Source organism: Burkholderia anthina, assembly GCF_902498995.1.
Lineage (GTDB): Bacteria > Pseudomonadota > Gammaproteobacteria > Burkholderiales > Burkholderiaceae > Burkholderia > Burkholderia anthina.
Genome location: NZ_CABVLY010000013.1, coordinates 82,065 through 107,490, shown reverse-complemented (window position 1 = coordinate 107,490; position 25,426 = coordinate 82,065). Strand labels below are relative to the sequence as shown.

The 25,426-nt window shown below is 66.0% G+C and carries 18 protein-coding genes and 3 pseudogenes; 7 read left to right on the top strand and 14 right to left on the bottom strand.

Translation table 11 applies throughout. From position 1 onward, the window contains the following. The first annotated feature begins 82 nt into the window (after positions 1-82). The 4 genes from BME24068_RS17990 (at position 83) to BME24068_RS17975 (ending at position 4,716) form a co-directional block, all read left to right on the top strand. Entirely contained in the window at positions 83-514 is a 432-nt protein-coding gene (locus tag BME24068_RS17990) for a MarR family winged helix-turn-helix transcriptional regulator (RefSeq protein ID WP_096505632.1), read from the top strand. A gap of 67 nt (positions 515-581) precedes the next feature. Next, complete coding sequence (locus BME24068_RS17985) at positions 582-1,676, top strand: HlyD family secretion protein (protein ID WP_174926877.1); 1,095 nt, start codon at positions 582-584, stop codon at positions 1,674-1,676. Between the two features lie 13 nt (positions 1,677-1,689). Further along, positions 1,690-3,264, top strand: a complete 1,575-nt coding sequence (locus BME24068_RS17980) for a DHA2 family efflux MFS transporter permease subunit (RefSeq protein WP_096505636.1) — start codon at positions 1,690-1,692, stop codon at positions 3,262-3,264. Positions 3,265-3,279: 15 nt separating this feature from the next. Further along, positions 3,280-4,716, top strand: coding sequence for an efflux transporter outer membrane subunit (locus BME24068_RS17975; protein ID WP_174926876.1), 1,437 nt, complete (start codon positions 3,280-3,282; stop codon positions 4,714-4,716). 112 nt (positions 4,717-4,828) lie between these two features. On the opposite strand, the gene BME24068_RS17970 is transcribed toward BME24068_RS17975, so the two are convergent. The 14 genes and pseudogenes from BME24068_RS17970 to BME24068_RS35520 form a co-directional block, all read right to left on the bottom strand. Further along, complete coding sequence (locus tag BME24068_RS17970; protein WP_174926875.1) at positions 4,829-5,452, bottom strand: LysE family translocator; 624 nt, start codon at positions 5,450-5,452, stop codon at positions 4,829-4,831. A gap of 157 nt (positions 5,453-5,609) precedes the next feature. Then, positions 5,610-6,242: a glutathione transferase gene (yfcF, locus tag BME24068_RS17965; protein WP_174926874.1), complete on the bottom strand. Its 633-nt coding sequence runs from the start codon at positions 6,240-6,242 to the stop codon at positions 5,610-5,612. Positions 6,243-6,325: 83 nt separating this feature from the next. Further along, positions 6,326-6,736, bottom strand: a complete 411-nt coding sequence (locus BME24068_RS17960) for a TIGR02594 family protein (protein ID WP_096505644.1) — start codon at positions 6,734-6,736, stop codon at positions 6,326-6,328. A 265-nt stretch (positions 6,737-7,001) separates the two neighbouring features. After that, a complete protein-coding gene (locus BME24068_RS17955; RefSeq protein WP_174926873.1) occupies positions 7,002-7,790 on the bottom strand; it encodes a hypothetical protein in 789 nt (262 codons plus the stop codon). Between the two features lie 101 nt (positions 7,791-7,891). Beyond that, the gene (locus BME24068_RS17950) at positions 7,892-9,754 is read right to left on the bottom strand and encodes a methyl-accepting chemotaxis protein (RefSeq protein WP_174926872.1); all 1,863 of its coding nucleotides are present in this window, start codon (positions 9,752-9,754) and stop codon (positions 7,892-7,894) included. Between the two features lie 283 nt (positions 9,755-10,037). Beyond that, the gene (locus tag BME24068_RS17945) at positions 10,038-10,508 is read right to left on the bottom strand and encodes a hypothetical protein (RefSeq protein ID WP_174926871.1); all 471 of its coding nucleotides are present in this window, start codon (positions 10,506-10,508) and stop codon (positions 10,038-10,040) included. A 69-nt stretch (positions 10,509-10,577) separates the two neighbouring features. Next, entirely contained in the window at positions 10,578-10,715 is a 138-nt protein-coding gene (locus BME24068_RS17940) for an HHHH-motif protein (RefSeq protein ID WP_006488624.1), read from the bottom strand. Positions 10,716-11,004: 289 nt separating this feature from the next. Beyond that, on the bottom strand, positions 11,005-11,772 hold the full coding sequence (locus BME24068_RS17935; protein WP_096505652.1) for an ABC transporter ATP-binding protein: 768 nt from the start codon (positions 11,770-11,772) through the stop codon (positions 11,005-11,007). Positions 11,773-11,805: 33 nt separating this feature from the next. Next, on the bottom strand, positions 11,806-12,519 hold the full coding sequence (locus BME24068_RS17930) for an ABC transporter permease (RefSeq protein ID WP_096505654.1): 714 nt from the start codon (positions 12,517-12,519) through the stop codon (positions 11,806-11,808). Further along, a complete protein-coding gene (locus tag BME24068_RS17925) occupies positions 12,516-13,205 on the bottom strand; it encodes an ABC transporter permease (RefSeq protein ID WP_096505656.1) in 690 nt (229 codons plus the stop codon). The genes BME24068_RS17930 and BME24068_RS17925 overlap by 4 nt, the downstream gene beginning before the upstream one ends. Before the next feature lie 175 nt (positions 13,206-13,380). After that, the gene (locus BME24068_RS17920) at positions 13,381-14,154 is read right to left on the bottom strand and encodes an ABC transporter substrate-binding protein (protein WP_174926870.1); all 774 of its coding nucleotides are present in this window, start codon (positions 14,152-14,154) and stop codon (positions 13,381-13,383) included. Between the two features lie 436 nt (positions 14,155-14,590). Then, positions 14,591-15,439: pseudogene (locus BME24068_RS35615) on the bottom strand (YadA family autotransporter adhesin); the annotation flags it as partial. A gap of 72 nt (positions 15,440-15,511) precedes the next feature. Beyond that, a pseudogene (locus tag BME24068_RS35525) lies at positions 15,512-19,471 on the bottom strand (beta strand repeat-containing protein); the annotation flags it as partial. A 471-nt stretch (positions 19,472-19,942) separates the two neighbouring features. Then, positions 19,943-20,005 (bottom strand): annotated as a pseudogene (locus tag BME24068_RS35520) (ESPR-type extended signal peptide-containing protein); the annotation flags it as partial. Between the two features lie 675 nt (positions 20,006-20,680). On the opposite strand from BME24068_RS35520, the gene BME24068_RS17910 reads away from it, so the two are divergent. The 3 genes from BME24068_RS17910 (at position 20,681) to BME24068_RS17900 (ending at position 25,303) form a co-directional block, all read left to right on the top strand. Beyond that, positions 20,681-21,142: a hypothetical protein gene (locus BME24068_RS17910; protein ID WP_143331686.1), complete on the top strand. Its 462-nt coding sequence runs from the start codon at positions 20,681-20,683 to the stop codon at positions 21,140-21,142. A gap of 184 nt (positions 21,143-21,326) precedes the next feature. Beyond that, positions 21,327-21,983 carry a response regulator gene (locus BME24068_RS17905; protein ID WP_096505664.1) on the top strand — a complete coding sequence of 219 codons (657 nt, stop codon included), beginning with the start codon at positions 21,327-21,329 and terminating at the stop codon, positions 21,981-21,983. Further along, positions 21,983-25,303, top strand: a complete 3,321-nt coding sequence (locus tag BME24068_RS17900; protein WP_174926869.1) for a hybrid sensor histidine kinase/response regulator — start codon at positions 21,983-21,985, stop codon at positions 25,301-25,303. The genes BME24068_RS17905 and BME24068_RS17900 overlap by 1 nt, the downstream gene beginning before the upstream one ends. The last annotated feature ends 123 nt before the right edge of the window (positions 25,304-25,426 follow it).

Sequence of the window (25,426 nt, the reverse complement as noted above, 5' to 3'; positions counted from 1 at the left end):
CCGCCGATTGGTACAGCCACGACACCAATCTGATCCCGCCCCGCCGCTCGCTTCGCGCCGTCTCGCCGCCTAACATGTGCACATGCACACGCCACCCCTCACCGATGACGATTGCTTCGCGGTCCGGCAAGCGGCGCGGCGGATCTCGCAGTTCTACGAGCGCTATCTGTCGCGTGCCGGTGTCACGCCGTCGCAGTACAGCATTCTCGCGCTGCTGCGGGAGCGTCCGGGCCTGACGATGGCGACGCTGTCGGCCGCGCTGGTGATCGAGCGCACCGCGCTGCTGCGCGCGCTCAAGCCGCTGGTCGCCGCGGCGCTGGTTGCGGGCACGATCGAGCCGCCGTGCCGCCGCCAGACGTTCGCGCTGACCGCGCACGGCGAAGCGAAGGTCGCCGCTGCGCACGTGCACTGGCGCGCCGCGCAGGAAGCGTTCGAGCGGCGCTTCGGGCCGGCGCAGGCGGCCCGCCTCAGAGACGAATTGTTCCGGATCGCGCACAACCTGCCGGCGCGTTAGCCCCTTCCCCGATCGACGACATCCCGTCGTCGCTCGACTCAATAAGTGCATATACATAGGTGAATCGATGGATACGACCCGAACCGCTGCCGCATCACGCGAGGCAGTCACAACCGAGCGGCCCGCGAAGCAGCGACGCCGCGTGCCGTGGATGCGAATCGCGGTGGCCGTCGTGGTCGTCGCGGTCGCGGCCGCCGTGCTCGACTGGTTGCTGGTGCTGCGCTTCCAGGAAAGCACCGACGATGCGTACGTCGGCGGCGACGTCACGGTGCTCGCGCCGAAGGTGAACGGCTTCGTCGACCGGATTCTCGTGACCGACAACCAGCGCGTGAAAGCCGGCGACGTGCTCGTGCAGCTCGATGCGCGCGACTACGATGCGAAGCTCGCGCAGGCATCCGCGGAAGTCGACAGCGCGCGCGCCGCCGTGGCCGAACTCGATGCGAAGCAGCAACTGCAATACGCGGTGATCGGCCAGCATGCGGCGGACAGGAATGCGTCGTCGGCCGAACTCACGCGGGCCGCATCCGATCGCGTTCGCTACCGCGAGCTCGTGAAATCCGATGCGGTGTCGAGCCAGATCGTCGAGCGCGCGGACGCCGACTATTCGAAGGCCGACGCCGCCGTCGCGCGCAGCGATGCCGCGCTGCTCGCGTCGAAGCGGCAGCTCGACGTGCTCGGCGCGCAGCTCGCCGATGCGCGGGCGCGCGTGAACACCGCGCTCGCCGCGCAGCGCGTCGCGGCGCTGAACGTCGAATACACGACGATCCGTTCGCCGGTCGACGGTTACGTCGGCAACCGCACGGGCCGCGTCGGGATGCTCGCGAACGTCGGCGTGCCGCTGCTGACGATCGTGCCGGCGTCGGGGCTGTGGATCGATGCGAACTTCAAGGAAGACCAGTTGCGCAAGATGCACGCGGGCGACAGCGTCGACGTCGCGCTCGATGCGTCGAGCACGCGCCTGCATGGCCGCGTCGACAGCCTGGCGCCCGCGACCGGCGCGACCTTCAGCGTGCTGCCGCCCGAGAACGCGACCGGCAACTTCACGAAGATCGTCCAGCGCGTGCCGGTGCGCGTGCATCTCGATCCGCAGCCGGGCATCGACCACGTGCTGCGCCCCGGCCTGTCCGCGGTCGTGACCGTGCATACCGGTCACGCGAACTGAACGGGAGCCGACGATGACCACCGCGTTTTCCGGCGACCCCGCGTCGCAACCGACGAAGCAGCGCGTCTTCGCGTTCGCGCTGATGTGCGTCGGCTTCTTCATGGCGACGCTCGACATCCAGATCGTCGCGTCGTCGCTGCGCGACATCGGCGGCGGCCTGTCCGCGAGCCAGGACGAACTGTCGTGGGTGCAGACGGCATACCTGATCGCCGAGATCATCGTGATCCCGATGTCGGGCTGGCTGTCGAAGGTGATGTCGACGCGCTGGCTGTTCGTCGCCTCGGCGATCGGCTTCACGATCACGAGCATGCTGTGCGGGCTCGCGTGGGACATCAACTCGATGATCCTGTTTCGCGGCATGCAGGGCGCGCTCGGCGCCGCGATGATCCCGACCGTGTTCACGACCGCGTTCGTGCTGTTCCCGGGCAAGCAGCGGCTGATCGCGTCGACGACGATCGGCGCGCTCGCATCGCTCGCCCCGGCGATCGGGCCCGTGATCGGCGGCTGGATCACCGACCAATGGTCGTGGCACTGGCTGTTCTACCTGAACCTCGTGCCGGGCATCGTCGTGGCCGCGCTGGTGCCGCGCTACGTGCATATCGACGAGCCCGATCCCGGCCTCGTCAAGCGAGGCGACTATCTCGGCATCGTGCTGATGTCGGGCTTTCTCGGCTGCCTCGAATACGTGCTGGAGGAAGGCCCGCGCAAGAACTGGTTCAGCGACGACGCGATCCTGATCTGCGCGTGGATCTCCGGCATCTGCGGCTTGCTGTTCATCGTGCATGCGCTGACCGCGGACGATCCGATCGTCGATCTGCGCGCGCTCGTCGTGCGCAACTTCGGCATCGGCAGCCTGCTGTCGTTCGTGACAGGCATCGGGATCTTCGTGACCGTGTTCCTCACGCCGCTGTTCCTGTCGCAGGTGCGCGCATTCAGCTCGCTGCAGATCGGCATCGCGCTGCTGTCGGTGGGCGCGTTCCAGTTGCTCGCGCTGGGCGCGTATGCGTTCGCCGCGCGCTACGTCAGCATGCGCGCGCTGCTCGTGTTCGGGCTCGTCTGCTTCGGCCTCGGCTGCTACCTGTACACGCCGGTCACGCACGACTGGGGCTGGCGCGAACTGCTGCTGCCGCAGGCGTTGCGCGGGATCGGCCAGCAGTTCAGCGTGCCGCCGATCGTGACGATGGCGCTCGGCTCGCTGCCGCAGTCACGGCTCAAATCGGCGAGCGGCCTATTCAACCTGATGCGCAATCTCGGCGGCGCGATCGGCATCGCGGTGAGCGCGACGATGCTCAACGACCGGTTGAACTTCCACTACCTGCGCCTGAACGAGCACGTGAGTGCCGGGGAACCGCAGGTCGCATCGCTGCTCGATCGCCAGGCCGCGTACTGGACAGCGGTGGCCGGCGACACGCTGAATACCGCGCAGGCCGGCCTCGCGAACCTGCACCGGCTGATCTATCGCGAAGCGCTGACGCTGACCTACGCGGATGCGTATTACGCGCTGTCGCTGTGCTTCGTCGTCGCGCTGGTTGCCGTCGCGTTTTCCAAACCCATTACCCTGAACGCGCCGCCGCCGGACGCGCACTGAGCCAAGGTCATCGTCATGAAAAAGCTACTCGTCGCGCTGGCCGTCAGCGCATTCGCCGCCGGGTGTGCGGTCCAGCCCGCGCAGCATCCGGCGCTGCACGATTCGGTTCAAGCGCTTGCACCCGCCGGATGGGACGCCGACGTCCCGCGCGGCGGCATCGACGCCGCCGCGTGGTGGGCGCAGTTTCACGATCCCGTGCTCGACCGGCTGATCGCAACCGTGCTGGATGGCAACCTCGACCTGCAGGCCGCCGCGGAACGCGTGAAGCAGGCCCAGGCGCTGACCGTGCAGAAACGCGCGGTCCTGCTGCCCGAGCTCGACGCGACCGCGCACGCGGCCGACGCACGCCAGAACACGCCGCCGCCGCTCGGCTACGTGCGGCAGGCCGGCGCGGGGCTCGCACTGAGCTGGTCGCCGGACGTGTTCGGCGGCGAACGGCTCGATCTGCTGGCCGCGCAGGCCGCGCTGGTCGGGCAACAGCATGCGGAAGACGCCATGCGGCTCGCGCTCGCGGCCGATGCGGCCGCCGCGTACGTCGACCTGCGCTGGGCGCAGCAGGAACTGAAGATCCTTCAGGATAACGCAACGATTCGGCGGCATGCGCTCGAACTGACGCGCAAGCGGCAGGCGTTCGGACTGTCGACGGAGCTCGACGTCACGCGCGCGCAGAACCAGCTCGATGCGCTCGAAGCGCGGATTCCGCCGACGCGCGCGCAGATCGCGCACCAGCTCAACCTGATCGCCGTGTATTCGGGACGCACGCCGGAATCGATCGACCGGCTCGTGCTCGCGCAGGCCGGCGAGATTCCCGCGCCGCCGGCCGGCTCGCCCGATACGTTGCCTTCGCAGGCGCTCTTGCGGCGGCCGGACGTGCTCACAGCCTATGCGCAGGTCGAACGGCGCGCGGCGCAGGTCGGTGTCGCGAAAGCCGAGCGGTATCCGAAGTTCTCGCTGAACCTGACGGACGGGATTCTGGCGGCGTCGTATCTCGGGCTGCCGACGCTGACCGACAACCTGTTCAGTGCAGCGTTGAGCGCGACGAGCCCGATCTTCAACGCCGGACGCGTCACCGCCGATATCACGCAGAGCGAGAGCCGGATGCGCGAATCGGAACTCGGGTTGAAGCAGACGATGCTGCAGGCGCTGCGGGAAGTCGAGGATGCACGGGCGAATCTCGTCGGCAGCGATGACGCGACGCGGCGGCTCGACAGCGCGCTTTCCGCGTCGAATAAAGCGCTCGGGTTGGCGAACCAGCTCTACAAGGGCGGCGCGACGGACTTTCTCGATGTGCTGTCGGCGCAGGAGGTGTATCTGCGCGACGCGGATGCGCTCAACCAGGTCAAGCGCGAGCACGCGCTGGCGGCGGTCGCGCTGTATCGGTCGCTCGGAGGCGGGTGGAGCAGGAACGATGCGGCGGGCGGGACGCCGATCGACGCCGTGGCGAAGAATTGAGCCGCAAGCGCGATTGCGAGCGCGATACGACGCCGGCTTCGACACCGGCCGGCGTCCCGCTCGTCAAGCGCTCATCCGGGATGTTCGATCGGCGGCAACGCGAATCACGCCGTTACCGGTCCAGCGCCAGCTTCGCGCCGAGCCCCAGCAGGATCGTCCCCATCACCGCGTCGATCGGCTTGCGCAGTTTCGCGTAGCCGACTTGCACGCGATTCGTCGAGAACAGCACGGCGACCGTGCAGAACCACGTCAGCGACACGGCAACCACGACGCCCAGCGTCGCGCCGTACACCCAGGCCGGCGCGTGCGCGGGCAGCAGCGTCACGAACAGGCTGCCGAAGAATGCAGCGGCCTTCGGGTTCGTCAGGCCGACCAGCAGCCCTTTCCGATAGGCGTGCACGCCGCCGCGTACGGCCGGCCGGCTCGCGGATTCGGGCTGTTGCGCGGACTGGCGCAGGCTCGACAGCGACTTGATGCCGAGATAGATCAGGTACGCGGCGCCGGCGATGCGAATCGCCTCGTACAGCCATGCGAGCTTCGCGACGATCAGCCCGAGCCCGAAAATCGCCATCGCGGCCCAGACCGCGTGCGACGACGCGATGCCCAACGCGGCCAGCAGCCCCGCGCGGCGGTTGCCGAGCGCGTGGGACGACACGGCGATCAGATCGGGGCCGGGGCTGACGCAGGCCAGCAACATCACGCCGCCGACTGCGGCGAGTTGGGGAAGATAGCTCATGGCGGTTCGGGAGGATTCGGATGAATTATTCAGGCGAAGAACGCGGGCCGGCTCACTGTAGCATGCCGATTTTCACCACGTGCGGGCCGCCGGACGCGCGGTGCGCGGGCCGCCGATATGCGCCGCGCCCCGCCCGCCGCATGGCTGCCGGCGCGCGTTACAGCGGCGGCCGCTTCAGCTTCACCCAGCGCTGCACCGACGGCCGCTCCCACTGCGCACGCGCATAGTCGGCGAGCCGCTGCGGCACCGGATCGTCGTTCAGCACCAGACGGTTCAACATCACGGCCAGGTCGACATCGGCGATGCTCCACGCGCCGAACAGATTCGCCGCGCCCGGCGCAAGCAGCTTGTCGGCAGCGGCGAACAGTTTCTGCGCGGCGATCCGCGCGAGGTTCGACAGCGGCTCGCTCGACGGGCCGTAGAACAGCACTTCGGTCGACCGCTCCGAGCGCACCGGCATCAGGTCGCTGCGCAGCCACGCCTGCACCTGCCGCGCCCGCGCGCGCTGGCGCGGATCGGCCGGATAGAGCCGCTCGCCCGCGAAGATATCGTCCAGATACTCGGTGATCGCCGACGATTCCGACAGCGCGAAGTCGTCGTGCACGAGCGTCGGCACGCGTTGCGTCAGCGACGTCGCAGCGTAGTCGGGCGCGAAATGCGCGCGGTTGCCGAGATCGACGGTCACCAGATCGTAGGGCAGCGATTTTTCCTCGAGCCCGACGAACACGGACATCGCGTAGGGGCTCGCGTATTGCGCGTCCGCGTAGAGACGGAGATGACCGGTTTGCACTGCAGGCTCCTCGTGGGTGGGAGTTCGGGCGCCATGACCTGGCGTGCCGGCGAACCCGGAATGGATCGATGCGGACGGTGCGTTCAGCCGGCGTCGGGCCACCGGTATCCGATCACCTCGCCGACCGGATACGCGAGCTCGCGCACCGCTTCCAGCTGATTGCCGCCGAACAGATGCACGTGTGCGTCGTCGTGGCGCAGATAGAAGCCGACGTGGCCCTTCCAGCTCGCCGGGTCGTCGCGCGTCAGGACGGCGATGCAGCCGTACACCGGACGCTCGAGCGGGCGCCCCCATTCGAGCCACGAACGCGCGAGCGCGGAACCCGTGCCGCGAATCCCGGCATGCGTCATGCACCAGTTGACGAACGACGAACACCACGAAATCTTGTCGTCGTAGCCGACGAGGTTCGTATGGTTGTTGTATTCGACGATGCGCGGATTGATGCTGCCGGGCGGGAACCGGCGGATGCCCAGCTCGGCCAGCGCGACCGGCATCCACGGCGGGTGGGCGGCTTGCGGGTTGCCCTCGGGGTTCGATCGGATCACGACGGTCTCGGCTTCCGGGATGGATGGTCGATCTTCGCACGAATTCGATTCATCGGGATTCCGGGTGCGGGCTGCCATCGACCATCAGACCGGTCACGTGACGGCGTCGGCGCCCGGCGCGAGCGGCGATGCGTACTCCTCGCCGGCGCCGGCACGTCGCTGCCGCCCCGCACGATCGACGAAGGCGTTGGTACGAACGGCAAGTCGCCGTCCGCTATCGCACCACCGCGTCGGCCATCGATTGCGCCTGCGCGACCAGCCGTTGATAAATCCGCTGCGACACCACCTGTTTGGCGAAACACGCCTGCCGCGCGTCCTCGGGCACGCGCGCCGCGCTGCACGCCGCGATCGGACGAAGCGTCACGTTCTTCCACTGGATATACACGCGTTGGCCCTCCCGGACCGACACGGCGAGCGTGTTCGGCCCGTCCGGCACGCCGTCCTGGCTTTCACCGAGCAGCCACGCCTTCACCACGCCATCGGCCGGCTGCCGCTTGACGGGTAACTCGGCGAAGCGAAACGCGGCGGCATCGTCGCCGAATACCTCCGTGTAAAGCGTTTCATTGTCGAACATCGTGGCGACCTCGTCGGTCGGCTCGATGCCCGCGTCCGCGGTAGCGGCCCAGGCCTTCAACAGCGGAACCGTCGTCACGACGAGATTCGTCTTGCCGTCTTCCGACTTGAAGGCCAGCCCGTCCGGCCCCGGCTGCATCCCGTCGACGGGGCCGACGCCCTGCACCGTGCTCTCGGACGCTGCGGCAAACCCTCTCGCCCGAACCGTGCCGATCAGCTTGGCAAGCCGGGCATTCACGTCGGCCGTGTACTGTTTGTCGAGACCCGCCCGATCTTCCGTTCGGGCCGCCGTCACGGCCGCCGCGGCCTTCTTCCGGTAGGCGAGATACGAATCGGCCGGCGATGCGATCACCTTCACCCCGACCCCGGCGAACACCGCCGCCGCCACCGCTGCCCCCACACCGACCTTCAATCGTGAAATGCGCTTCATTTTTATGACGTCACCGAATCCCGCGCCGATCGCTAAAACGGCCGCCGCGCACCCGCGGCAGCCGTCCCTCAGAAACGCGTCATTCTATCGTCGCGCGGAATTCACTCGTCCACCTTGAACGCCGATACCAGTCGCGTCAGTTCCGCCGCTTGCTGCTTCAGACTTTCCGCGGCCGCCGCGCTCTCCTCGACCAGCGCCGCGTTCTGCTGCGTCATCTGGTCGAGCGACTGCACCGCGTCGCCGATCTGGTCGATGCCGGCGCTCTGCTCGAGGCTCGCTTCGGCGATCTCGCTCATCATCGCGCTGACGCCCCGCACCTGCGACACGACATCGCTCATCACCCTGCCCGCCTCGGTGACGAGCCGCGATCCGGCGTTCACGGTTCCCGCGCTGTGCTCGATCAGCGCCTTGATTTCCTTCGCCGCCTGCGCGCTGCGCTGCGCGAGATTGCGCACTTCGGATGCGACGACCGCAAACCCGCGCCCCTGCTCGCCGGCGCGCGCCGCCTCGACCGCCGCATTCAACGCGAGAATGTTGGTCTGGAACGAGATGCTGTCGATCATCACGATGATCTCGGAGATCCGCTGCGACGCGTCGCTGATCTGCTCCATCGTGGTCACGACTTCGCCGACGACCTGCCCGCCGCGCGCCGCCGTATCGGATGCGCCGGTGATCAGCTTCGCGGCCGTCGTCGCCGTTTCGGTGTTGTTGCGCACGACGGCCGTGATCTCCTCCATCGACGACGCCGTGCGCTCCAGGTTGCCCGATTGCCCTTCGGTGCGTTCGCTGAGATCCGCATTGCCCGACGCGATCTGCGCCGAGCCCGTCGCGATCGACGCGGAAGCCGCGCGGATCCGGTGAACGAGCGTCGACAACGACGACACGAAGCGGTTGAACGCATCCGACAGCTGCCCGATCTCGTCCTCGCTCTCGACCGTCATCCGGCGCGTCAGGTCGCCCTGGCCGCTCGCGATCTCGGACAGCAGCGTCGCCGCACGCCGGATCGGCGCGGCGATCGCGCGGCCGACCAGCCAGATCACGATCAGCGCCACCCCGAGGCCCACCACCGCCGCGACCAGCGCCGCGCTGCGAATCGCGCGCGTCACCGGGCCGAGCAACTCCACCTGCGGCACCTCGACGACCACGTACGCGTCCAGCTCCGGGATGAACGACGTCGCGATGAAACGCGCGCCGCCGTCGCCGTCGTAGCTCAGGTACGCATACGGCTTGCCGGCCAGCAGCGTCGACGCTGCATCGCCGGGCAGGCCCGGCTCATCCTTCAGGAAATGCCTGCCGTCGATCAGCGACGTATCGCGATGCATCATGATCGCGCCGTCGGGCCGCACGAGATACGCGAATCCGGTGTCGCCGATCCGGTACGCGGCGATCCCTTTCGCGAGCGCATCGACGGACAGGCTCATGCTGGCCGCGCCGACCGGCACGCCGTCGAGCTCGACGCGGCTGTTGATGAACATCATGTAGCCGCCGACGGTGACTTCGTGATCCATGTTCACGTCGAACGGCTTGCCCGACGCGAGGAAGGTGGTCAGCCACTGGTCCTTGTCGGTGACCTTGCGCTGCAGGCCGGCTTCGTTGTAATAGTTGCCGCTCTTCAGCGACACCCACTGCACGGACGCCGCCTTCTGCTCGTCCTTCACGTTCTTCGCGAGTTGAATCCAGTTGCGCGTGCCGGCGTCGGGTTCGCCGTCGGCTTCCCACTGCAGCAGGAACGCATCGCGCGCGAGCATGCGCGACGCCGCGATCGGGCCGGCCATCTGCCGCTGCACGTCGGCGCGAATGCCGTTCACGGCGGTCGGCAGCTCGTCGCGCACGACGCGATCGCGCACCGCATCGCCGATCAAACGGACGCTCAACCCGCTCGAAATTGCGACGAACACGAGCAGACAACTCGTCATGCTGAGAATCAGCTTGTTCTGAATGGAAAGCTTGCGCCAGAAATGCATGGGGTACCCTCGATAACCGCTCGGTCTGAGCCAGTTCGGGTTATCGGCACGCGGGCGCGGAATCGCATCGCCGCTTTCAGATGTTCGACATATCGGAATTTATATATCGTTGCCGGACGGCATCACGAAACCGATTTCAGCGCATCCCGTGTAGCGGAATCGAAAGCGCGCGCCGGCGCGAATGCGCGTGCGCGGCGGCGCAATAAAAAGCGCCCCGCCGAGGTGGCGGGGCGCGAGTCCTGCCGGACTGCAGGCAACGCGCGACGTACGTCGCGCGGCCGGCTTACGAACAGGCCTTGCCGTGCGACGGATGGAAGCCCTTCGCCTTCGCATCCGCTTCCGACATGTAGCTGCCGTGCTTCGTCTTGCCGTAGTACTTGTCGGTCGAGCAATGATAGACCTTGGTGCTGTCGTTGACCCACACCTTGCCTGCGCCGCCGCCGGCTGCCGCGGTCGTCGCCGGTGCGGTCGTCGCCGGTGCGGTCGTCGCGGTTGCAGCGGCGGACGTCGAAGCCGCCGTGGCAGGCGCAGCCGCGGCCGGTGCGCTGGCTGCCGCGGCCGCCGACGCGCCGTACCACGTCTTCACCCCCTTGTGACCCGCGCATGCGCCCTTCTTCGACGCGCCCGAGTAGAACGAGCCGTCCTTGCACAGGCCGGTCGTACCGGCCGGCGCGCTGGCCGGAACCTGAGCGAACGCACCGAGCGACAGCCCCATGCCGGCAGCGAGCACGGCGATCAACATCGTCTTTTTCATTTCCTCTCCTGATTTGCCTGAATGTCGACAGCGTCCCGGGCGCACCCAAGGAAAGTCGCGATTACGCGATTACCGCACCCAGCGGCACACGCGGTGGTGGTGGTGATCGAAATGGCACACACGGTGCGAATGCGCCTCGGCAAGTGCCGGAACGAGAACGGCGCAAGCCAGTGCCGTGGCGGTCAGAATCTTCGCGATGCGGTTCATGGAACTCTCCCGGGTAGGTCAGCCGGTCATCCGGCTGGTATCTCCTTAACGCCGGTCAACGGATCCCGGTGTACCGCGCTTGCGCTGAATTGACGATGTTTGACATCGAATGCCTACAGTCTTTCGATGCTTTCGGCGGCGGGGCGAGCGGACGTGCTCGTGACGGAGGAACGGGGAGACTTCGCGACGATGGATGTCATCGCGCAGCCATAAAGGAAGGCACAAAAAACCGGCGTGTGCCGCACGCAAGCGCCGGGCCGACGCGCATGCGGCACACATTACTGCAAGCTTACTTCAGGCGTCCCGACAGGAATTGCCCGAGCCGTTCGCTCTTCGGGTTCACCAGAATCTCCTGAGGATCGCCCTCCTCCTCGATCTTCCCCTGGTGCAGGAAGATCACGTGATTCGACACGTTGCGCGCGAAACCCATTTCGTGCGTGACGACGACCATCGTGCGGCCTTCCTCGGCGAGCTTCTGCATCACCTTCAGCACTTCGCCGACCAGTTCCGGATCGAGCGCCGAGGTCGGCTCGTCGAACAGCATCACCTCGGGCTCCATCGCGAGCGCCCGCGCGATCGCCACGCGCTGTTGCTGGCCGCCCGACAGGTGCGACGGATACATGCTCTCGACGCGCGTCGGCAAGCCGACCTTCTCCAGATATTTCCGGGCCCGCGCGATGGCTTCGTCCTTGCCGACCCCGAGCACGGCCATCGGTGCCTCGATGACGTTCTCGAGCACCGTCATGTGCGCCCACAGATTGAAGTGCTGGAACACCATCGACAGCTTCGTGCGCATCCGCTGCAACTGCTTCTGGTCGGCCACGCGCAGCGAGCCGTTGCGGTCGCGCGCGGTCTGGATCGGCTCGCTGCCGATCGTGATCTGCCCCGAGCACGGCTGTTCGAGGAAGTTGATGCAGCGCAGGAACGTGCTCTTGCCGGAGCCGCTCGAGCCGATGATGCTGATCACGTCGCCGGCCTTCGCCTTCATCGACACGCCCTTCAACACTTCGTTGTCGCCGAACTTCTTGTGGAGGTTTTCAACGGTGAGCTTGTACATGCTTGGTCCTTCGTTGCGAATCTTGCGAATGCGTTAGTGGCCACGCGGCGAGAGGTACGCGAGCCAGCGCGTCTCGAGCTTGCGGAATGCCCAGATGAGCGTGAACACGACGATGGCGTACAGCACGGCTGCGACGCCGTAGGCCTGGAACGACATGTACGTCGCGGAATTGACGTCGCGCGTGACCTTCAGGATGTCGGGCACGGTCGCGGTGAACGCGAGCGTCGTCGCGTGCAGCATCAGGATCACTTCGTTGCTGTAGCTCGGCAGCGAGCGGCGCAGCGCGGACGGCAGGATGATGCGCGTATAGAGCTTGAAGCGCGACATCCCGTAGGCCATGCCGGCCTCGATCTCGCCGGCCGCCGTCGCCTTGATCGCCCCCGCGAAAATCTCCGTCGCATACGCGCATTCGTTCAGCACGAACGCGAGCAGCGTGCAGTTCATCGCGTTGCGGAAGAACGTGTCGAGCAGCACGTGGTTGTGCACGACCTGCAGGCTGTAGATGCCGGTGTAGCACATCAGCAGCTGCACGTAGAGCGGCGTGCCGCGGAATACGTACGTATAGAGCCACACCGGGCCGGAGATCCAGCGGTTCGACGACGCGCGCGCGATCGCGAGCGGCACGGCCAGCGCGAAGCCGAGCGCGATCGACACGACCAGCAGCCACAGCGTGATCGCGAGGCCGCTGAAGCGGTAGCCGTCGGTGTACAGATAGTTTTGCCAGTACTGGCTGATGATTTCGATCACAGTGCAAGCCTCCGGACGCCGACGGAATAACGCTTCTCGAGGTGGTGCAGCACGACGTTCGACACCGTCGTGATCGCGAGGTAGATCGCGCCGGCCGCGAGCGTGAAGAAGAAGAAATCGAGCGTGCTCTTGCCGGCGTCCTGCGACGCCTTCACCACGTCGGCAAGGCCGATGATCGACACCAGCGCGGTGGCCTTCACGAGCACCTGCCAGTTGTTGCCGATGCCCGGCAGCGCGAAGCGCATCATCTGCGGGAACAGGATCCGGTGGAACACGCGCCAGCCGCTCATCCCGTATGCGAAGCCCGCTTCCAGCTGGCCGCGCGGCACCGCGAGGAACGCGCCGCGAAACGTCTCGGTGAAGTACGCGCCGTAGATGAAGCCGAGCGTGATCACGCCGGCGACGAACGGATCGATGTCGATCTGGTCCCAGCCCAGCATGTCGGTCACGTTGTTCAACAGGATCTGGATCCCGTAGAACAGCAGCAGCATCAGCACGAGGTCGGGCACCGCGCGGATCAGCGTCGTGTAGAACGTGCCGACCGACTTCAGCACGCGGTTGGTCGACAGTTTCGCGGCGGCGCCGGCGAGACCCAGTATGAGCGACGCGGCCAGCGACAACACCGCGAGCTTCACGGTCTCGACCGTGCCGGCCCACAGCAGCGGGCCAAATCCTTGGAAGATCATGTAAGGGGTCCAGAACGATGTGGCTGGATTGTCAATAGCCATTAACCACGCATCAAACGATATCTGCGCACGACCTGATGCCGTCCACTCATCAAGCCAGACGCACCATGCGAAGCAAGTGGCACCCGGGAACCGATGCGGCGCGCGCCGTGGCCGATGCGCGCCGCATGGACGGTCAGCCGCCGTAGACGTCGAATGCGAAGTACTTCTTCTCGAGCTTCTTGTACGTGCCGTCCTTGATGATGTCGGCGATCGCGTGGTCGAGCTTCGCCTTCAGGTCGGCGTCGTCCTTGCGCAGCCCGATGCCGGCGCCGTTGCCGAGCGTCTTCGGATCGTCGATGTCGCCGCCCGCGAACTGGAAGTTCGCGCCGCGCGACGTCTTCAGGAAACCGAGGTCGGCCTGCACCGCGTCCTGCAGCGCGGCGTCGAGACGGCCGGACATCAGGTCCTGGTACACGCCGTCCTGGTTCTGATACGGCACGACCTGCACGCCCTTCGGCGCCCAGTAGGTCTTCGCATAGGTTTCCTGGATCGTGCCCTGCTCGACGCCGACCGATTTGCCCTTCAGCGATTCGGCCGTCGGCTGGAGATTCGAGCCCTTCTTCGCGACGAGGCGCGTCGGCGTGTTGAACAGCTTGTCGGAGAACGCGATCTGCTCGGCGCGCGCCGGCGTCATCGACATCGACGACAGCACGCCGTCGAACTTCTTCGCCTTCAGCGCCGGGATCATCCCGTCGAAGTCGTTCTCGACCCACACGCATTTCGCCTTCAGGCGCGCGCAGATTTCGTTGCCGAGATCGACGTCGAAGCCGACGACCTTGCCGCTTGCGTCCTTCGACTCGAACGGCGGATAGCTGGCGTCGACGCCGAACCGGATCGTCGACCAATCCTTGGCGTGGGCACCGACCGCGATGCAGGCAAGGGCAATACTGAGCGCGAGTTTCTTCATGGCGTTCCTGTCATAGGCAAACTGGGCGCGGGTCCCGCCGGGCGTCGCCGCCGTGAACCCTTCCAACCCGGGAGCCGTCCGTTTGACGGCACCCAAGTTGTACATACAACTTTGCCTTTTCCGGGCCGGTGCCAGCAATCCGTGTTTATCTCTAATTGTCGGCGGATTATGACCGTGGGTCAGGAATAGTCATGCATTTCAATTAATTACAGATTACGCCGCGCTGAATTCCGGCTTTCCCGGTGCGCAGGCCGGCTGGCGGCACGGTCGGCGAGCCTGTCTATACTTCCTGGCCGAGATGACCGATGCGGCCGCCTCCCGCCCGGGTTCCGGAAAAACGAAACCCCGCGTTTCGAAAAACGCGGGGTTCGTCAGCAGCCCGAGCCGCGGCATCTGCCTGCTGCCGCGGTCGCCCCGCCGCGGGCGGGGCGGGCGATCACCACTGATAGGACGCGCCGACACCAACGGCCGTGCCGTTGCCGCTCAAGCCGACTCCGGCGCGGACCTGCATGTTCTGCGTGATCCGCGCGGTGCCGCCGAGCGCGACGGCCTGCTGCCCGCGATACGATCCGCCGCCGATGCCGACGGACAGCGTCCTGCCCGGGTCGACGGACGGGATCATCGCCAGCGCGGTCGCCGCGGCGATGCCCGAATACGCGTTCTTCGCGACCTCGTTGATCTGGCCTTGCATGGTGCCCATTGCCTGATTCAACTGGTTGACGTTGACCGCATCGGTGCCGTTGACGCCCGGCGCAACGTTGCTGATCGTCCGCTCGTTGCCGGGCGAGCCGACCGACACCGTGTTCGGTGCGCTCGCGACGGAGCCCGCACCCAGGGCGACCGAGTTCGCCCCCGATGACGTCGCGTTCTGGCCGATCGCGGTGCTGTTCGCTCCGCTCGCCACGGCGTTGGCGCCCATCGCCGTGCCGTTCTCGCCGGAGGCGATCGCATTGCCGCCGGTCGCCGTGCTGTTGCTGCCCGATGCGATCGCGTTGCCGCCCGTCGCCGTGCCGTTCTCGCCAGAGGCGATCGCATTGCCGCCGGTTGCCGTGCTGTTGCTGCCCGATGCCACCGCATTGCCGCCGGTTGCCGTGCCGTTGTCGCCCGACGCCTGCGCGTTGCCGCCGGTTGCCGTGCTGTTGCCGCCCGATGCCAGCGCATTGCCGCCGGTTGCCGTGCTGTTGTCGCCCGTTGCCTGCGCGTTGCCGCCCGTCGCGGTTCCGTTGTCGCCTGTCGCCGTGGCGTTGCCGCCCGTCGCGGTGCTGTTTGCCCCCGACGCCGTCGAGTCGACGCCCATCGCCGTGCTGTTTTCGTTCGATGCCGAGCCCGACACGGTCTGCATCGCGGCGATCGTCGTGTTGATCGCCGAAACCTGCGTGCCGAGCGCGTCGTACTGGCTCTGCAGCGCATACAGCTGACTGCCGTTCACCGCATCGGTGCTGGTCGCGGACAGATCGCCCGCCGCGACGTTCGTCAGACGCACCGCCGCGGCCGCCCCCACGCCGCCAAGCGTCACGCTGTCCATCGCCGCGCTGTCGTACGACACGGTATTGCCGACTGCTGCCTGGATACTGGACAGGCTCGTACTCAGGCTGCTGACCGAACCGGTTACGGTGCTGAGGCCGGTCGACAGCGAGCCGAGGCCGGCTTCGGTCGACGTCGACAGACTCGTGATCGTGTCGTTCGTCGTGCTCAGGCCCGTCGACAACGAACCGACGCTCGTTGCCGTCGACGTCGACAGGCTCGTGACCGTGTCGTTCGTCGTGCTCAGACCCGTCGACAGCGAGCCAACGCTCGTCGCGGTCGACGTCGACAGGCTCGTCACCGTATCGTTCGTCGTGCTCAGACCCGTCGACAGCGAACCGACGCTCGTGGCCGTCGACGTCGACAGGCTCGTCACCGTGTCGTTGGTCGTGCTCAGACCCGTCGACAGCGAGCCAACGCTCGTCGCAGTCGAGGTCGACAGACTCGTGATCGTGTCGTTCGTCGTGCTCAGACCCGTCGACAGCGAACCGACGCTCGTGGCCGTCGAGGTCGACAGGCTCGTGATCGTGTCGTTGGTCATGCTCAGACCCGTCGACAGCGAGCCAACGCTCGTGGCGGTCGACGTCGACAAGCTCGTGACCGTGTCATTCGTCGTGCTCAGACCCGTCGACAGCGAACCGACGCTCGTCGCGGTCGAGGTCGACAGGCTCGTCACCGTATCGTTGGTCGTGCTCAGACCCGTCGACAACGAATCAACGCTTGTCGCGGTCGACGTCGACAGGCTCGTCACCGTGTCGTTCGTCGTACTCAGACCCGTCGACAGCGAACCGACGCTCGTGGACGTCGAGGTCGACAGACTCGTCACCGCGTCATTCGTCGTGCTCAGACCCGTCGACAGCGAACCAACACTCGTTGCCGTCGACGTCGACAGGCTCGCCACTGTGTCATTCGTCGTGCTCAGACCGGTTGACAGCGAGCCAACGCCCTCAGCCGTCGACGTCGACAAGCTCGTGACCGTGTCGTTGGTCGTGCTCAGGCCCGTCGACAACGAACCGACGCTCGTCGCAGTCGACGTCGACAGGCTCGTCACCGTATCGTTCGTCGTGCTCAAGCCCGTCGACAGCGAACCAACGCTCGTCGCGGTCGAGGTCGACAGACTCGTCACCGTATCGTTGGTCGTGCTCAGGCCCGTCGACAGTGAGCCAACGCTCGTCGCCGTCGAGGTCGACAGGCTCGTCACCGTATCGTTCGTCGTGCTCAAGCCCGTCGACAGCGAACCGACGCTCGTGGCCGTCGAGGTCGACAGGCTCGTTACCGTGTCGTTCGTCGTGCTCAGGCCCGTCGACAACGAACCGACACTCGTGGCCGTCGACGTCGACAGGCTCGTGATCGTATCGTTGGTCGTGCTCAGGCCCGTCGACAGCGAACCAACGCTCGTCGCAGTCGACGTCGACAGGCTCGTCACCGTATCGTTGGTCGTGCTCAGGCCCGTCGACAGCGAACCAACGCTCGTCGCCGTCGAGGTCGACAGACTCGTCACCGTGTCATTCGTCGTGCTCAGACCCGTCGACAGCGAACCGACGCTCGTGGCCGTCGAGGTCGACAGGCTCGTCACCGTGTCGTTCGTCGTGCTCAGACCCGTCGACAGCGAACCGACGCTCGTGGCCGTCGAGGTCGACAGGCTCGTGATCGTGTCATTCGTCGTGCTCAGACCGGTTGACAGCGAGCCAACGCCCTCAGCCGTCGACGTCGACAAACTCGTCACCGTGTCGTTCGTCGTGCTCAGGCCTGTCGACAGCGAACCAACGCTCGTCGCGGTCGACGTCGACAGGCTCGTCACCATGTCGTTGGTCGTGCTCAGACCCGTCGACAGCGAACCAACGCTCGTCGCGGTCGACGTCGACAGACTCGCCACCGTGTCGTTGGTCGTGCTCAGGCCCGTCGACAGTGAGCCAACGCTCGTCGCAGTCGAGGTCAACAGGCTCGTCACCGTATCGTTCGTCGTGCTCAAGCCCGTCGACAGTGAGCCAACGCTGGTAGCCGTCGAGGTCGACAGGCTCGTCACCGTATCGTTCGTCGTGCTCAGGCCCGTCGACAGTGAGCCGACGCTCGTGGCGGTCGACGTCGACAGGCTCGTCACCGTATCGTTCGTCGTACTCAAGCCTGTCGACAGCGAACCAACGCTCGTCGCGGTCGAGGTCGACAGACTCGTCACCGTGTCGTTGGTCGTGCTCAGGCCCGTCGACAGTGAGCCAACGCTCGTCGCCGTCGAGGTCGACAGACTCGTCACCGTATCGTTGGTCGTGCTCAGGCCCGTCGACAGCGAACCAACGCTCGTCGCCGTCGAGGTCGACAGACTCGTCACCGTGTCGTTCGTCGTGCTCAGGCCGGTTGACAGCGAACCAACGCTCGTCGCAGTCGACGTCGACAGGCTCGTGATCGTATCGTTGGTCGTGCTCAGGCCGGTTGACAGCGAACCAACGCTCGTCGCAGTCGACGTCGACAGACTCGTCACCGTGTCGTTGGTCGTGCTCAGGCCCGTCGACAACGAACCGACGCTCGTCGCAGTCGAGGTCGACAGGCTCGTGATCGTATCGTTGGTCGTGCTCAGGCCCGTCGACAGCGAACCAACGCTCGTCGCCGTCGAGGTCGACAGACTCGTCACCGTGTCATTCGTCGTGCTCAGACCGGTTGACAGCGAGCCAACGCCCTCAGCCGTCGACGTCGACAAACTCGTCACCGTGTCGTTCGTCGTGCTCAGGCCTGTCGACAGCGAACCAACGCTCGTCGCGGTCGACGTCGACAGGCTCGTCACCGTGTCGTTCGTCGTGCTCAGACCCGTCGACAACGAACCGACGCTCGTCGCGGTCGACGTCGACAGGCTCGTCACCGTATCGTTCGTCGTGCTCAGACCCGTCGACAACGAACCGACGCTCGTCGAAGTCGCGGTCGAAAGCGACGTAAGCTGCCCCATATTTACCGCATCGGTCGAATCCACGCCCGCCGCGACATTGGACAGCGTTACCGGTGCCGCTGCGCCGATACCGCCCAGCGTCACTTTCGCGTGAGTCGCATCGTCATACTGGACGGAGTTCGAAACCACGGTCGACAAACTCGTCATCGTAACGTTCGTCGCGCTCAGCCCCGTCGACAGCGAGCCAACACTCGTCGCGGTCGAGGTCGACAGGCTCGTCACCGTGTCGTTCGTCGTGCTCAGGCCCGTCGACAACGAACCGACACTCGTGGCCGTCGACGTCGACAAGCTCGTCACCGTGTCGTTCGTCGTGCTCAGGCCCGTCGACAGCGAACCAACGCTCTCGGCCGTCGTGCTCAGACCCGTCGACAGCGAGCCAACACTCGTTGCAGTCGAGGTCGACAGGCTCGTCACCGTGTCGTTCGTCGCGCTCAGACCCGTCGACAACGAGCCAACGCTCGTCGCGGTCGACGTCGACAGACTCGTTACCGTGTCGTTCGTCGTGCTGAGGCCTGTCGACAGCGAACCAACACTCGTTGCCGTCGACGTCGACAGACTCGTCACCGTGTCGTTCGTCGTGCTCAAGCCCGTCGACAGCGAACCAACACTCGTCGCGGTCGAGCTCGACAGACTCGTCACCGTGTCATTCGTCGTGCTCAGACCCGTCGACAACGAGCCAACACTCGTTGCAGTCGACGTCGACAGGCTCGTCACCGTGTCATTCGTCGTGCTCAGCCCCGTCGACAACGAGCCAACGCTCGCGGCCGTCGAGGTCGACAAGCTCGCCACCGTCCCGTTCGTCGTACTTAAACCCGTCGAGACGCTCGTCGACAGGCTGAACAACTGCCCGCCATTGACGGCGTCGAAACTGTTCGCGGCCACGTTGCCGTTCGCGACGCCCGTGAGGGCATTCGCGGTCACGCCGTCGACGCTGAACAGGCTCAAGCTGCCGTGGATCAGGTTGCCGGTGCCGTAGACTTCCATCGGCACGTTGAGGAACAGCCCGTTGCCGTTCAGCACCATATGCAGGCTCGATCCGACGGCTGCAAAACGGGCCTGGTTGCTCGCGGCGCCGATCGTCATCTGGCATGCGGAATTGTTCGCCTGCCACGTTCCGCTCGAATCGGTCACCGCGGTACACGACGCGTCGGTGCCGTCGTTGAAATACGCCACATCGTTCGAGAACGCGATTGTCGGCATCGACGTCAGCACGACGACGCCGGCCAGCGCCGACAACCGGAACACGGCGGCATGCTCGTCCGCCGCGCCGACACGACGCGCATCGCCCGCACGCACCGACGTGCTCCGCTTGCCCCTGGCCGAGCACTGCTCGCTCACGACGACCCACGCTTCGCGCACCCGATCGAATACCACTCGAAAGATTCGATTCATGACAACATCCCTGTATTTGCCGCCGCATCCCGTTTCCGGCGCCCGGCGAAGACCAATTAACGACCAACGAAGCAAAATTCCGGACCACCCGGCAAATCCCCACGGGAACCCGGGATCGGCATGCCGATCACGTTGGCAGGACGACTCGCGCAAAAGACTGGAAACGCAATCTGCGGTAGCCGATTTGGATGAGCGCCGATTAATATCGAATAAATCCTGAACAAGTGATGCGTTTACCCGAAACGCAGCAATCACTTGAAACTCGGCATATCCATCGACAATCAAGATATCGTCCCGAGCAATTTCGAGATATAGAACTTCTTCGAAAGATGTGTCATAAACTGTCAAATATGCCTCGGCAATGCGCCCGAAAAATCGGTCGCACCCGTATTTCACCGGCGCGCGAGGCCGGCCCGGTAATGCTTTGGCCCCTGGAAAACCGTGTCGATGCCGCCGGCGCCGTGCCGACCGGCCGCTTTAGCGCGCCGTCAATAGCTCCGCCTGATTTTCGAATTTATTCGATTTCCAGCCGGCACCGTGCACCTTAAAATCTCATAACACTATTTATTCGAGATCGATTTAATCCAAACTGAGCGCCGTCTATTTCGCATACCTCGTCGCCACGCCCTCTTCAGGCCGTCTGCTCGACCGATTATTCCGACTCCGATTCCCGCTATGATTTCATGGACTCGTCGTAGCAGCCGCCGCGAGCGCATATTCGTGATCTGCGAATGGTTGGCCAGCTTCGCGCTATTCCTGCTGCCGGTATTCTTTCTGCTGTTCTGTACGGTATTGTTCGGCGTCTGGTATTTCGGCTCGGTCGAAAGGTGGCTGGGCGCGGCATCGATGCTGCTCATCGTCAGCATGAGCCTGACGGCGGCCGTGTTCGGCATCGCCGGCATCGCGTCGGCCCGCTTCGCGCCGCCGCGCGACACGCTCACGCCGGCGGAACACCGCGAGCCGGAACCGGAAACGGCCACGCCGCCGCTCGATTTCATCTGGATGCGAACCGTACCGTGCTATCACCCGCAGGGCGACGAGAACGGCTTTCGTGTGAACTGCTTCAATATCGATTGCACCCGCCGCACAACCGGCGCGGGCGTGCATTGCCCGGCCGGCAAGCCGCCGTGCCGCTAGCGCACCGCGACGAATGCCCGACGCGGCCTGCGTGGCGACCGCCGCCTGCATCCAGGCGCCGGCGTCCGGCTTGCCTTTCTCGAAAAAAGCACGCAAAGTCTGTGCAGTCTCGCCACGCACGCGGCGCCCGGATGGCAGTGCCATCGGACGGCCGCATCGCAGCCGCGCCCCACGGAGCGTCGACATGACGGTATTTCAGGACACTCGGGTCGTCGTAGCGGATGATCATCCGATCACCCGGCTCGCCGTCATCCGCGCCATCAACGCGCTACCGGGCTTCAAGGTGGTCGCGGACGTCGGCTCGGGCCACGACCTCGTGCGAATACTGACCGAACAGGCCTGCGACCTGATCGTCACCGACTTCACGATGCAGCAGTCGGAACCCGACGAGGACGGCCTGCGGCTGATCGAGAAGCTCAGGCGCCTTCACGAATCCATCCCCGTGGTCGTCTTCACGATGCTGACGAACGGCGGCATCCTGCACCGGCTTTGCCAGATGGGCGTTGCCGGACTCGTCGGCAAGGACGAGGATCTGGCCGCGCTCGAAAAGACCTGCACGCTCGCGCCCGGCCCCAACCGCCCGTACCTGTCGCCGGGCATGGCCGCGCGGCTGGCGCAGGCCGGCGAACTCGCGGTCGGCGCGATCTCGTCGAGACTGTCGCCGAAGGAGCTCGAGATCGTCCGGCTGTTCGCGCTCGGCACGTCGCTGACCGACATCGCGCGCCAGTTGAACCGGTCCATCACGACGGTATCGACGCAGAAGCGCTCGGCCATGCGAAAGCTCCACGTAACGACCAACGCCGACCTGATCGCCTATGCGCGCGAGCAGGGGCTCGTCTGATGCAGAATTTCCTGAAGGACTTCGACGAATCGCCGCTGCGCTCGTTCTATTCGCTGGAGAACAATCTCAAGCGCGAGCGCCGGGTCTTCTCGATGGTGATCGTGCTGCTGATCTTCGCGGCCATCGCGGCGGCGGCGATCACGATCACCGCGCGCCTGTCGAACTCGCTGCGCCACGAAGAGCAGATCGCCCAGGCGTACGAGCAGGATACGGCCGATGCGGTCCTGCAACTGCGCAGTGCGCTGCTGACCGCGAACATGGTGCTCGAACTGCGCGCGAACGGCATACTCGCATCGCGCCAGCAATCGTTCCCGCATAACTGCACGCCGGCATTGCCGGCCACGTCGAACGACGCCGTCACGCTGCGCGAAAGCTGCGACGAAGCCGTGCAGCTCCTGTCCGCCGCCGGCCGCCGTCGCGGCGTGGAGATGATTCTGGCCGACGGCAGCGCAGCCTACGGGCATCTGTTCAATGCATGGCCGCCCCCACCTACACCCGTGCCCGCGCCCGCGTCCGCCGAAGCGTCGGTGCGCAAGCTCGTCGACATCGTGTTCGAACGGTTTCGCGCGCGCGGCTACGAACCGATCGTCGCGGCGCGCGCGAAGCGCGTCGTCTGGGTCGCGCTGCCCGAGCACGGCAAGAACGGCATGCCGGTGATGGTGGCGGCCTCGCTCGTCACGAAAGGCGATGCCGTGTACGCCGTCGCGCTGACCAGCATGGACCTGCGCGAAGTGCTGCAGTCGCAGATCGCCGATCTGTCGACACCGACGCCGATCGCGATCGACGAAGAAGGCACGCCGCTCGTCCCCGCATCGGAAACCGCCGCCGCACGGGCCGTCAACGCGGCACTGACGAACCATACCGACGGATCGTTCCACTGGATCCCCAAGTTCGGCTGGGCATTGCGACGCCCGGCGGCCGTTCCCGGCTTCGGGCACATGATCTACGTGCTGCCGTGGGAACAGCAGCTCCGCTCGATGCACTTCGAGCTGATTCTGATCCTGTCCGTCACCGCCGCGCTGATCGTGCTGCTGCTCGCGATGTTCCGCTACTGGAACTATCGCTTCCTGACCCGGACGTACTCCGAAGCATCGCGCGCGCTCGAGAACGAGATGCTCAACCATCTGCTCGTGCAGGCAACCCCCGTCGGCCTGTGCGTCGCGCGCAAGGCCAACATGGAAATCATGGTGGCCAACCAGATCGCGCGCAACGTGCTGGGGCTGCAGCCGTCCGACACGCGCCTGCCGGACGCGCTCGCGAACCAGTTCGGCGTGCGCCGGCAGGACCTGGCGACGCGCGGCAGCACGCATATCTTCCAGTTCACGCTGTCGCTGGAGCGCCACGACGTCGGCAGCATGCATCTCGAGGTCACCTATGCGCCGGCCGTGCTCAACCGCGAGGAGGTGTTCTTCTGCGCGATCACCGACATGACCGAGCATCATCGCGCCGAACGTCTGCTGCGCGAAGCCAAGCGCACGAGCGAGGAAGCCGCCCGCGCGAAGGTGAACTTCTTCGCGTCGATGAGCCATGAAATCCGGACGCCGCTCGCATCGCTCGTGGGCAATATCGAACTCGTCGCGCTAGGGCCGCTCGCGGCCGAGCAGCAGGCGCGCGTGCGCGCCATGCAGGTATCGGCGAAAGGGCTGCTCCAGGTCGTCAACGACGTCCTCGATTTCTCGAAGATCGACGTCGGCGAACTGAGCCTGAGCGAGGAATGGACGTCGATCACCGACCTGCTGTGCCGCATCGCGTCGTCGTATGCGCATCTGGCGACGCAGCAGGGGCTGCGCTTCTTCACGGTCTTCGACCGCGCCATCCCGACGCCGCTGTATTTCGATCCGGTACGGGTATCGCAGATCGTCACCAACCTGCTGAGCAATGCCTTCAAGTTCACGCAGTCGGGGAAGATCGTGCTGCGCGCGCGCTGGGTCGAGCTGAAACTCGAGATCAGCGTCGTCGATTCCGGCATCGGCATTCCCGACGAGCTCAAGACGCGGCTGTTCCAGCCGTTCACGCAAGGCAACAGCAACCGGCTGACCCAGGCGCGGGGCACCGGTCTCGGCCTGTCGATCTGCTCGCGCCTCTGCGTGCTGATGAACGGGCATATCTCGCTCGACAGCACCGTCGGCGTCGGCACGCGGATCGTCGTCGAATTGCCGCTGCGAACGCAGGACCCCGCCGTACCGTCGTCCGAGTGGACGCTGCCGGCCAGGCGGCCCGTCCTGCTCTGCCGCGCGCCCGAATACCAGGAATGGCTGACCGGCCTGTTCGACCCGGAGGCGTCCGCGCCGGTCGTCGTGTCGGACCTGCGGCAACGGCTCGAACCGGACGCCTACGATTACCTGATCGCCACCGACGAATTCGCGGCCGCCGACATCCTTGCGTGGTGGGACAAACCGGACTCGGTCGTGCTGGCCACGCAGGACGGCCCGCTGGTTCCGCGCGCCATCGATGACGGCAGCGTAGTCGTGTCCCTGTTCAGCCCGATCGGCATCAAGGCCGCCGCGCAGCTCGCGCGGCCCGACCATCGGCGCCGGGCCGCGCGGGCGGCCGCGCACGGCGCGTCGCCGCCTGCCGCGCGGCAGCGCTTCGATACGTTGACCGTGCTGATCGCCGAAGACAACCTGCTCAACCGCAGCCTGCTGCGCGATCAGCTCACGACGCTCGGCGCGCGGGTCGAGGAAGCCGGCAACGGCGAGGAAGCGCTCGCGCTGCTGGCCAAGACCCCTGTCGACGTCGTGCTGACCGATATCGACATGCCGGTGATGAACGGCTTCGCATTGCTGCATGCGATTCGCAACGCCGGAATGCGCCTGCCGATCTACGCGGTCAGCGCCAGCGCCCGCCCGGAGGACATCGCCGAAGGCCGCGCACGCGGTTTCACCGACTACCTGACCAAGCCCGTGCCGCTCGCGACGCTGGCGAACGTTCTCGAAGGCACCGCGCCGCCGGCCGGTCCGTCCGGCACGGCAACGGCGCTCGACGACGACGCGGTGCCGCCGATGCACCCGACCGTGCCGGCGGAGTACGCCGCGGTCTTCATCGAACAGGTCCGGACCGATCTGTCGGAACTCGGCGCGATCGTCTGCGCACGCGACACCGCTCGACTCGAACGGTGGCTGCATCGTCTCGCCGGCGGGCTGGCGGTGCTCGGCCCGTCGCAACTCGTCGAGCACTGTCAGGACCTGCGCGTGCTGCTCGTCGAAAGCGCGCAGTGGGATCACGACATCGACGCGCAATGCACGGCGATCGCCGATGCGCTGCGGACGATGCAGGCCGCGCTCGCGGCCGGACGGACGGATGGCACGTCCGGACGGTAGCACCGCCCTCGCCCCTTCACCCCGTCGCTCGGCCAGTCGGACGGCATGCTCCGTCGACTTGTCTATACTTGTCGGCCAGACCGCATGCCCTGCGCAATCCCGCATGGACGCGACGCGCGCGAA

What these genes read in the sequence shown, in the direction of transcription:
- BME24068_RS17990 (WP_096505632.1), top strand. Translation starts at nt 83, where the DNA reads ATGCACACGCCACCCCTCACCGATGACGATTGCTTCGCGGTCCGGCAA.
- BME24068_RS17985 (WP_174926877.1), top strand. Translation starts at nt 582, where the DNA reads ATGGATACGACCCGAACCGCTGCCGCATCACGCGAGGCAGTCACAACC.
- BME24068_RS17980 (WP_096505636.1), top strand. Translation starts at nt 1,690, where the DNA reads ATGACCACCGCGTTTTCCGGCGACCCCGCGTCGCAACCGACGAAGCAG.
- BME24068_RS17975 (WP_174926876.1), top strand. Translation starts at nt 3,280, where the DNA reads ATGAAAAAGCTACTCGTCGCGCTGGCCGTCAGCGCATTCGCCGCCGGG.
- BME24068_RS17970 (WP_174926875.1), bottom strand. Translation starts at nt 5,452, where the DNA reads ATGAGCTATCTTCCCCAACTCGCCGCAGTCGGCGGCGTGATGTTGCTG.
- BME24068_RS17960 (WP_096505644.1), bottom strand. Translation starts at nt 6,736, where the DNA reads ATGCCGGTCGCGCTGGCCGAGCTGGGCATCCGCCGGTTCCCGCCCGGC.
- BME24068_RS17955 (WP_174926873.1), bottom strand. Translation starts at nt 7,790, where the DNA reads ATGAAGCGCATTTCACGATTGAAGGTCGGTGTGGGGGCAGCGGTGGCG.
- BME24068_RS17950 (WP_174926872.1), bottom strand. Translation starts at nt 9,754, where the DNA reads ATGCATTTCTGGCGCAAGCTTTCCATTCAGAACAAGCTGATTCTCAGC.
- BME24068_RS17945 (WP_174926871.1), bottom strand. Translation starts at nt 10,508, where the DNA reads ATGAAAAAGACGATGTTGATCGCCGTGCTCGCTGCCGGCATGGGGCTG.
- BME24068_RS17940 (WP_006488624.1), bottom strand. Translation starts at nt 10,715, where the DNA reads ATGAACCGCATCGCGAAGATTCTGACCGCCACGGCACTGGCTTGCGCC.
- BME24068_RS17935 (WP_096505652.1), bottom strand. Translation starts at nt 11,772, where the DNA reads ATGTACAAGCTCACCGTTGAAAACCTCCACAAGAAGTTCGGCGACAAC.
- BME24068_RS17925 (WP_096505656.1), bottom strand. Translation starts at nt 13,205, where the DNA reads ATGATCTTCCAAGGATTTGGCCCGCTGCTGTGGGCCGGCACGGTCGAG.
- BME24068_RS17920 (WP_174926870.1), bottom strand. Translation starts at nt 14,154, where the DNA reads ATGAAGAAACTCGCGCTCAGTATTGCCCTTGCCTGCATCGCGGTCGGT.
- BME24068_RS17910 (WP_143331686.1), top strand. Translation starts at nt 20,681, where the DNA reads ATGATTTCATGGACTCGTCGTAGCAGCCGCCGCGAGCGCATATTCGTG.
- BME24068_RS17905 (WP_096505664.1), top strand. Translation starts at nt 21,327, where the DNA reads ATGACGGTATTTCAGGACACTCGGGTCGTCGTAGCGGATGATCATCCG.
- BME24068_RS17900 (WP_174926869.1), top strand. Translation starts at nt 21,983, where the DNA reads ATGCAGAATTTCCTGAAGGACTTCGACGAATCGCCGCTGCGCTCGTTC.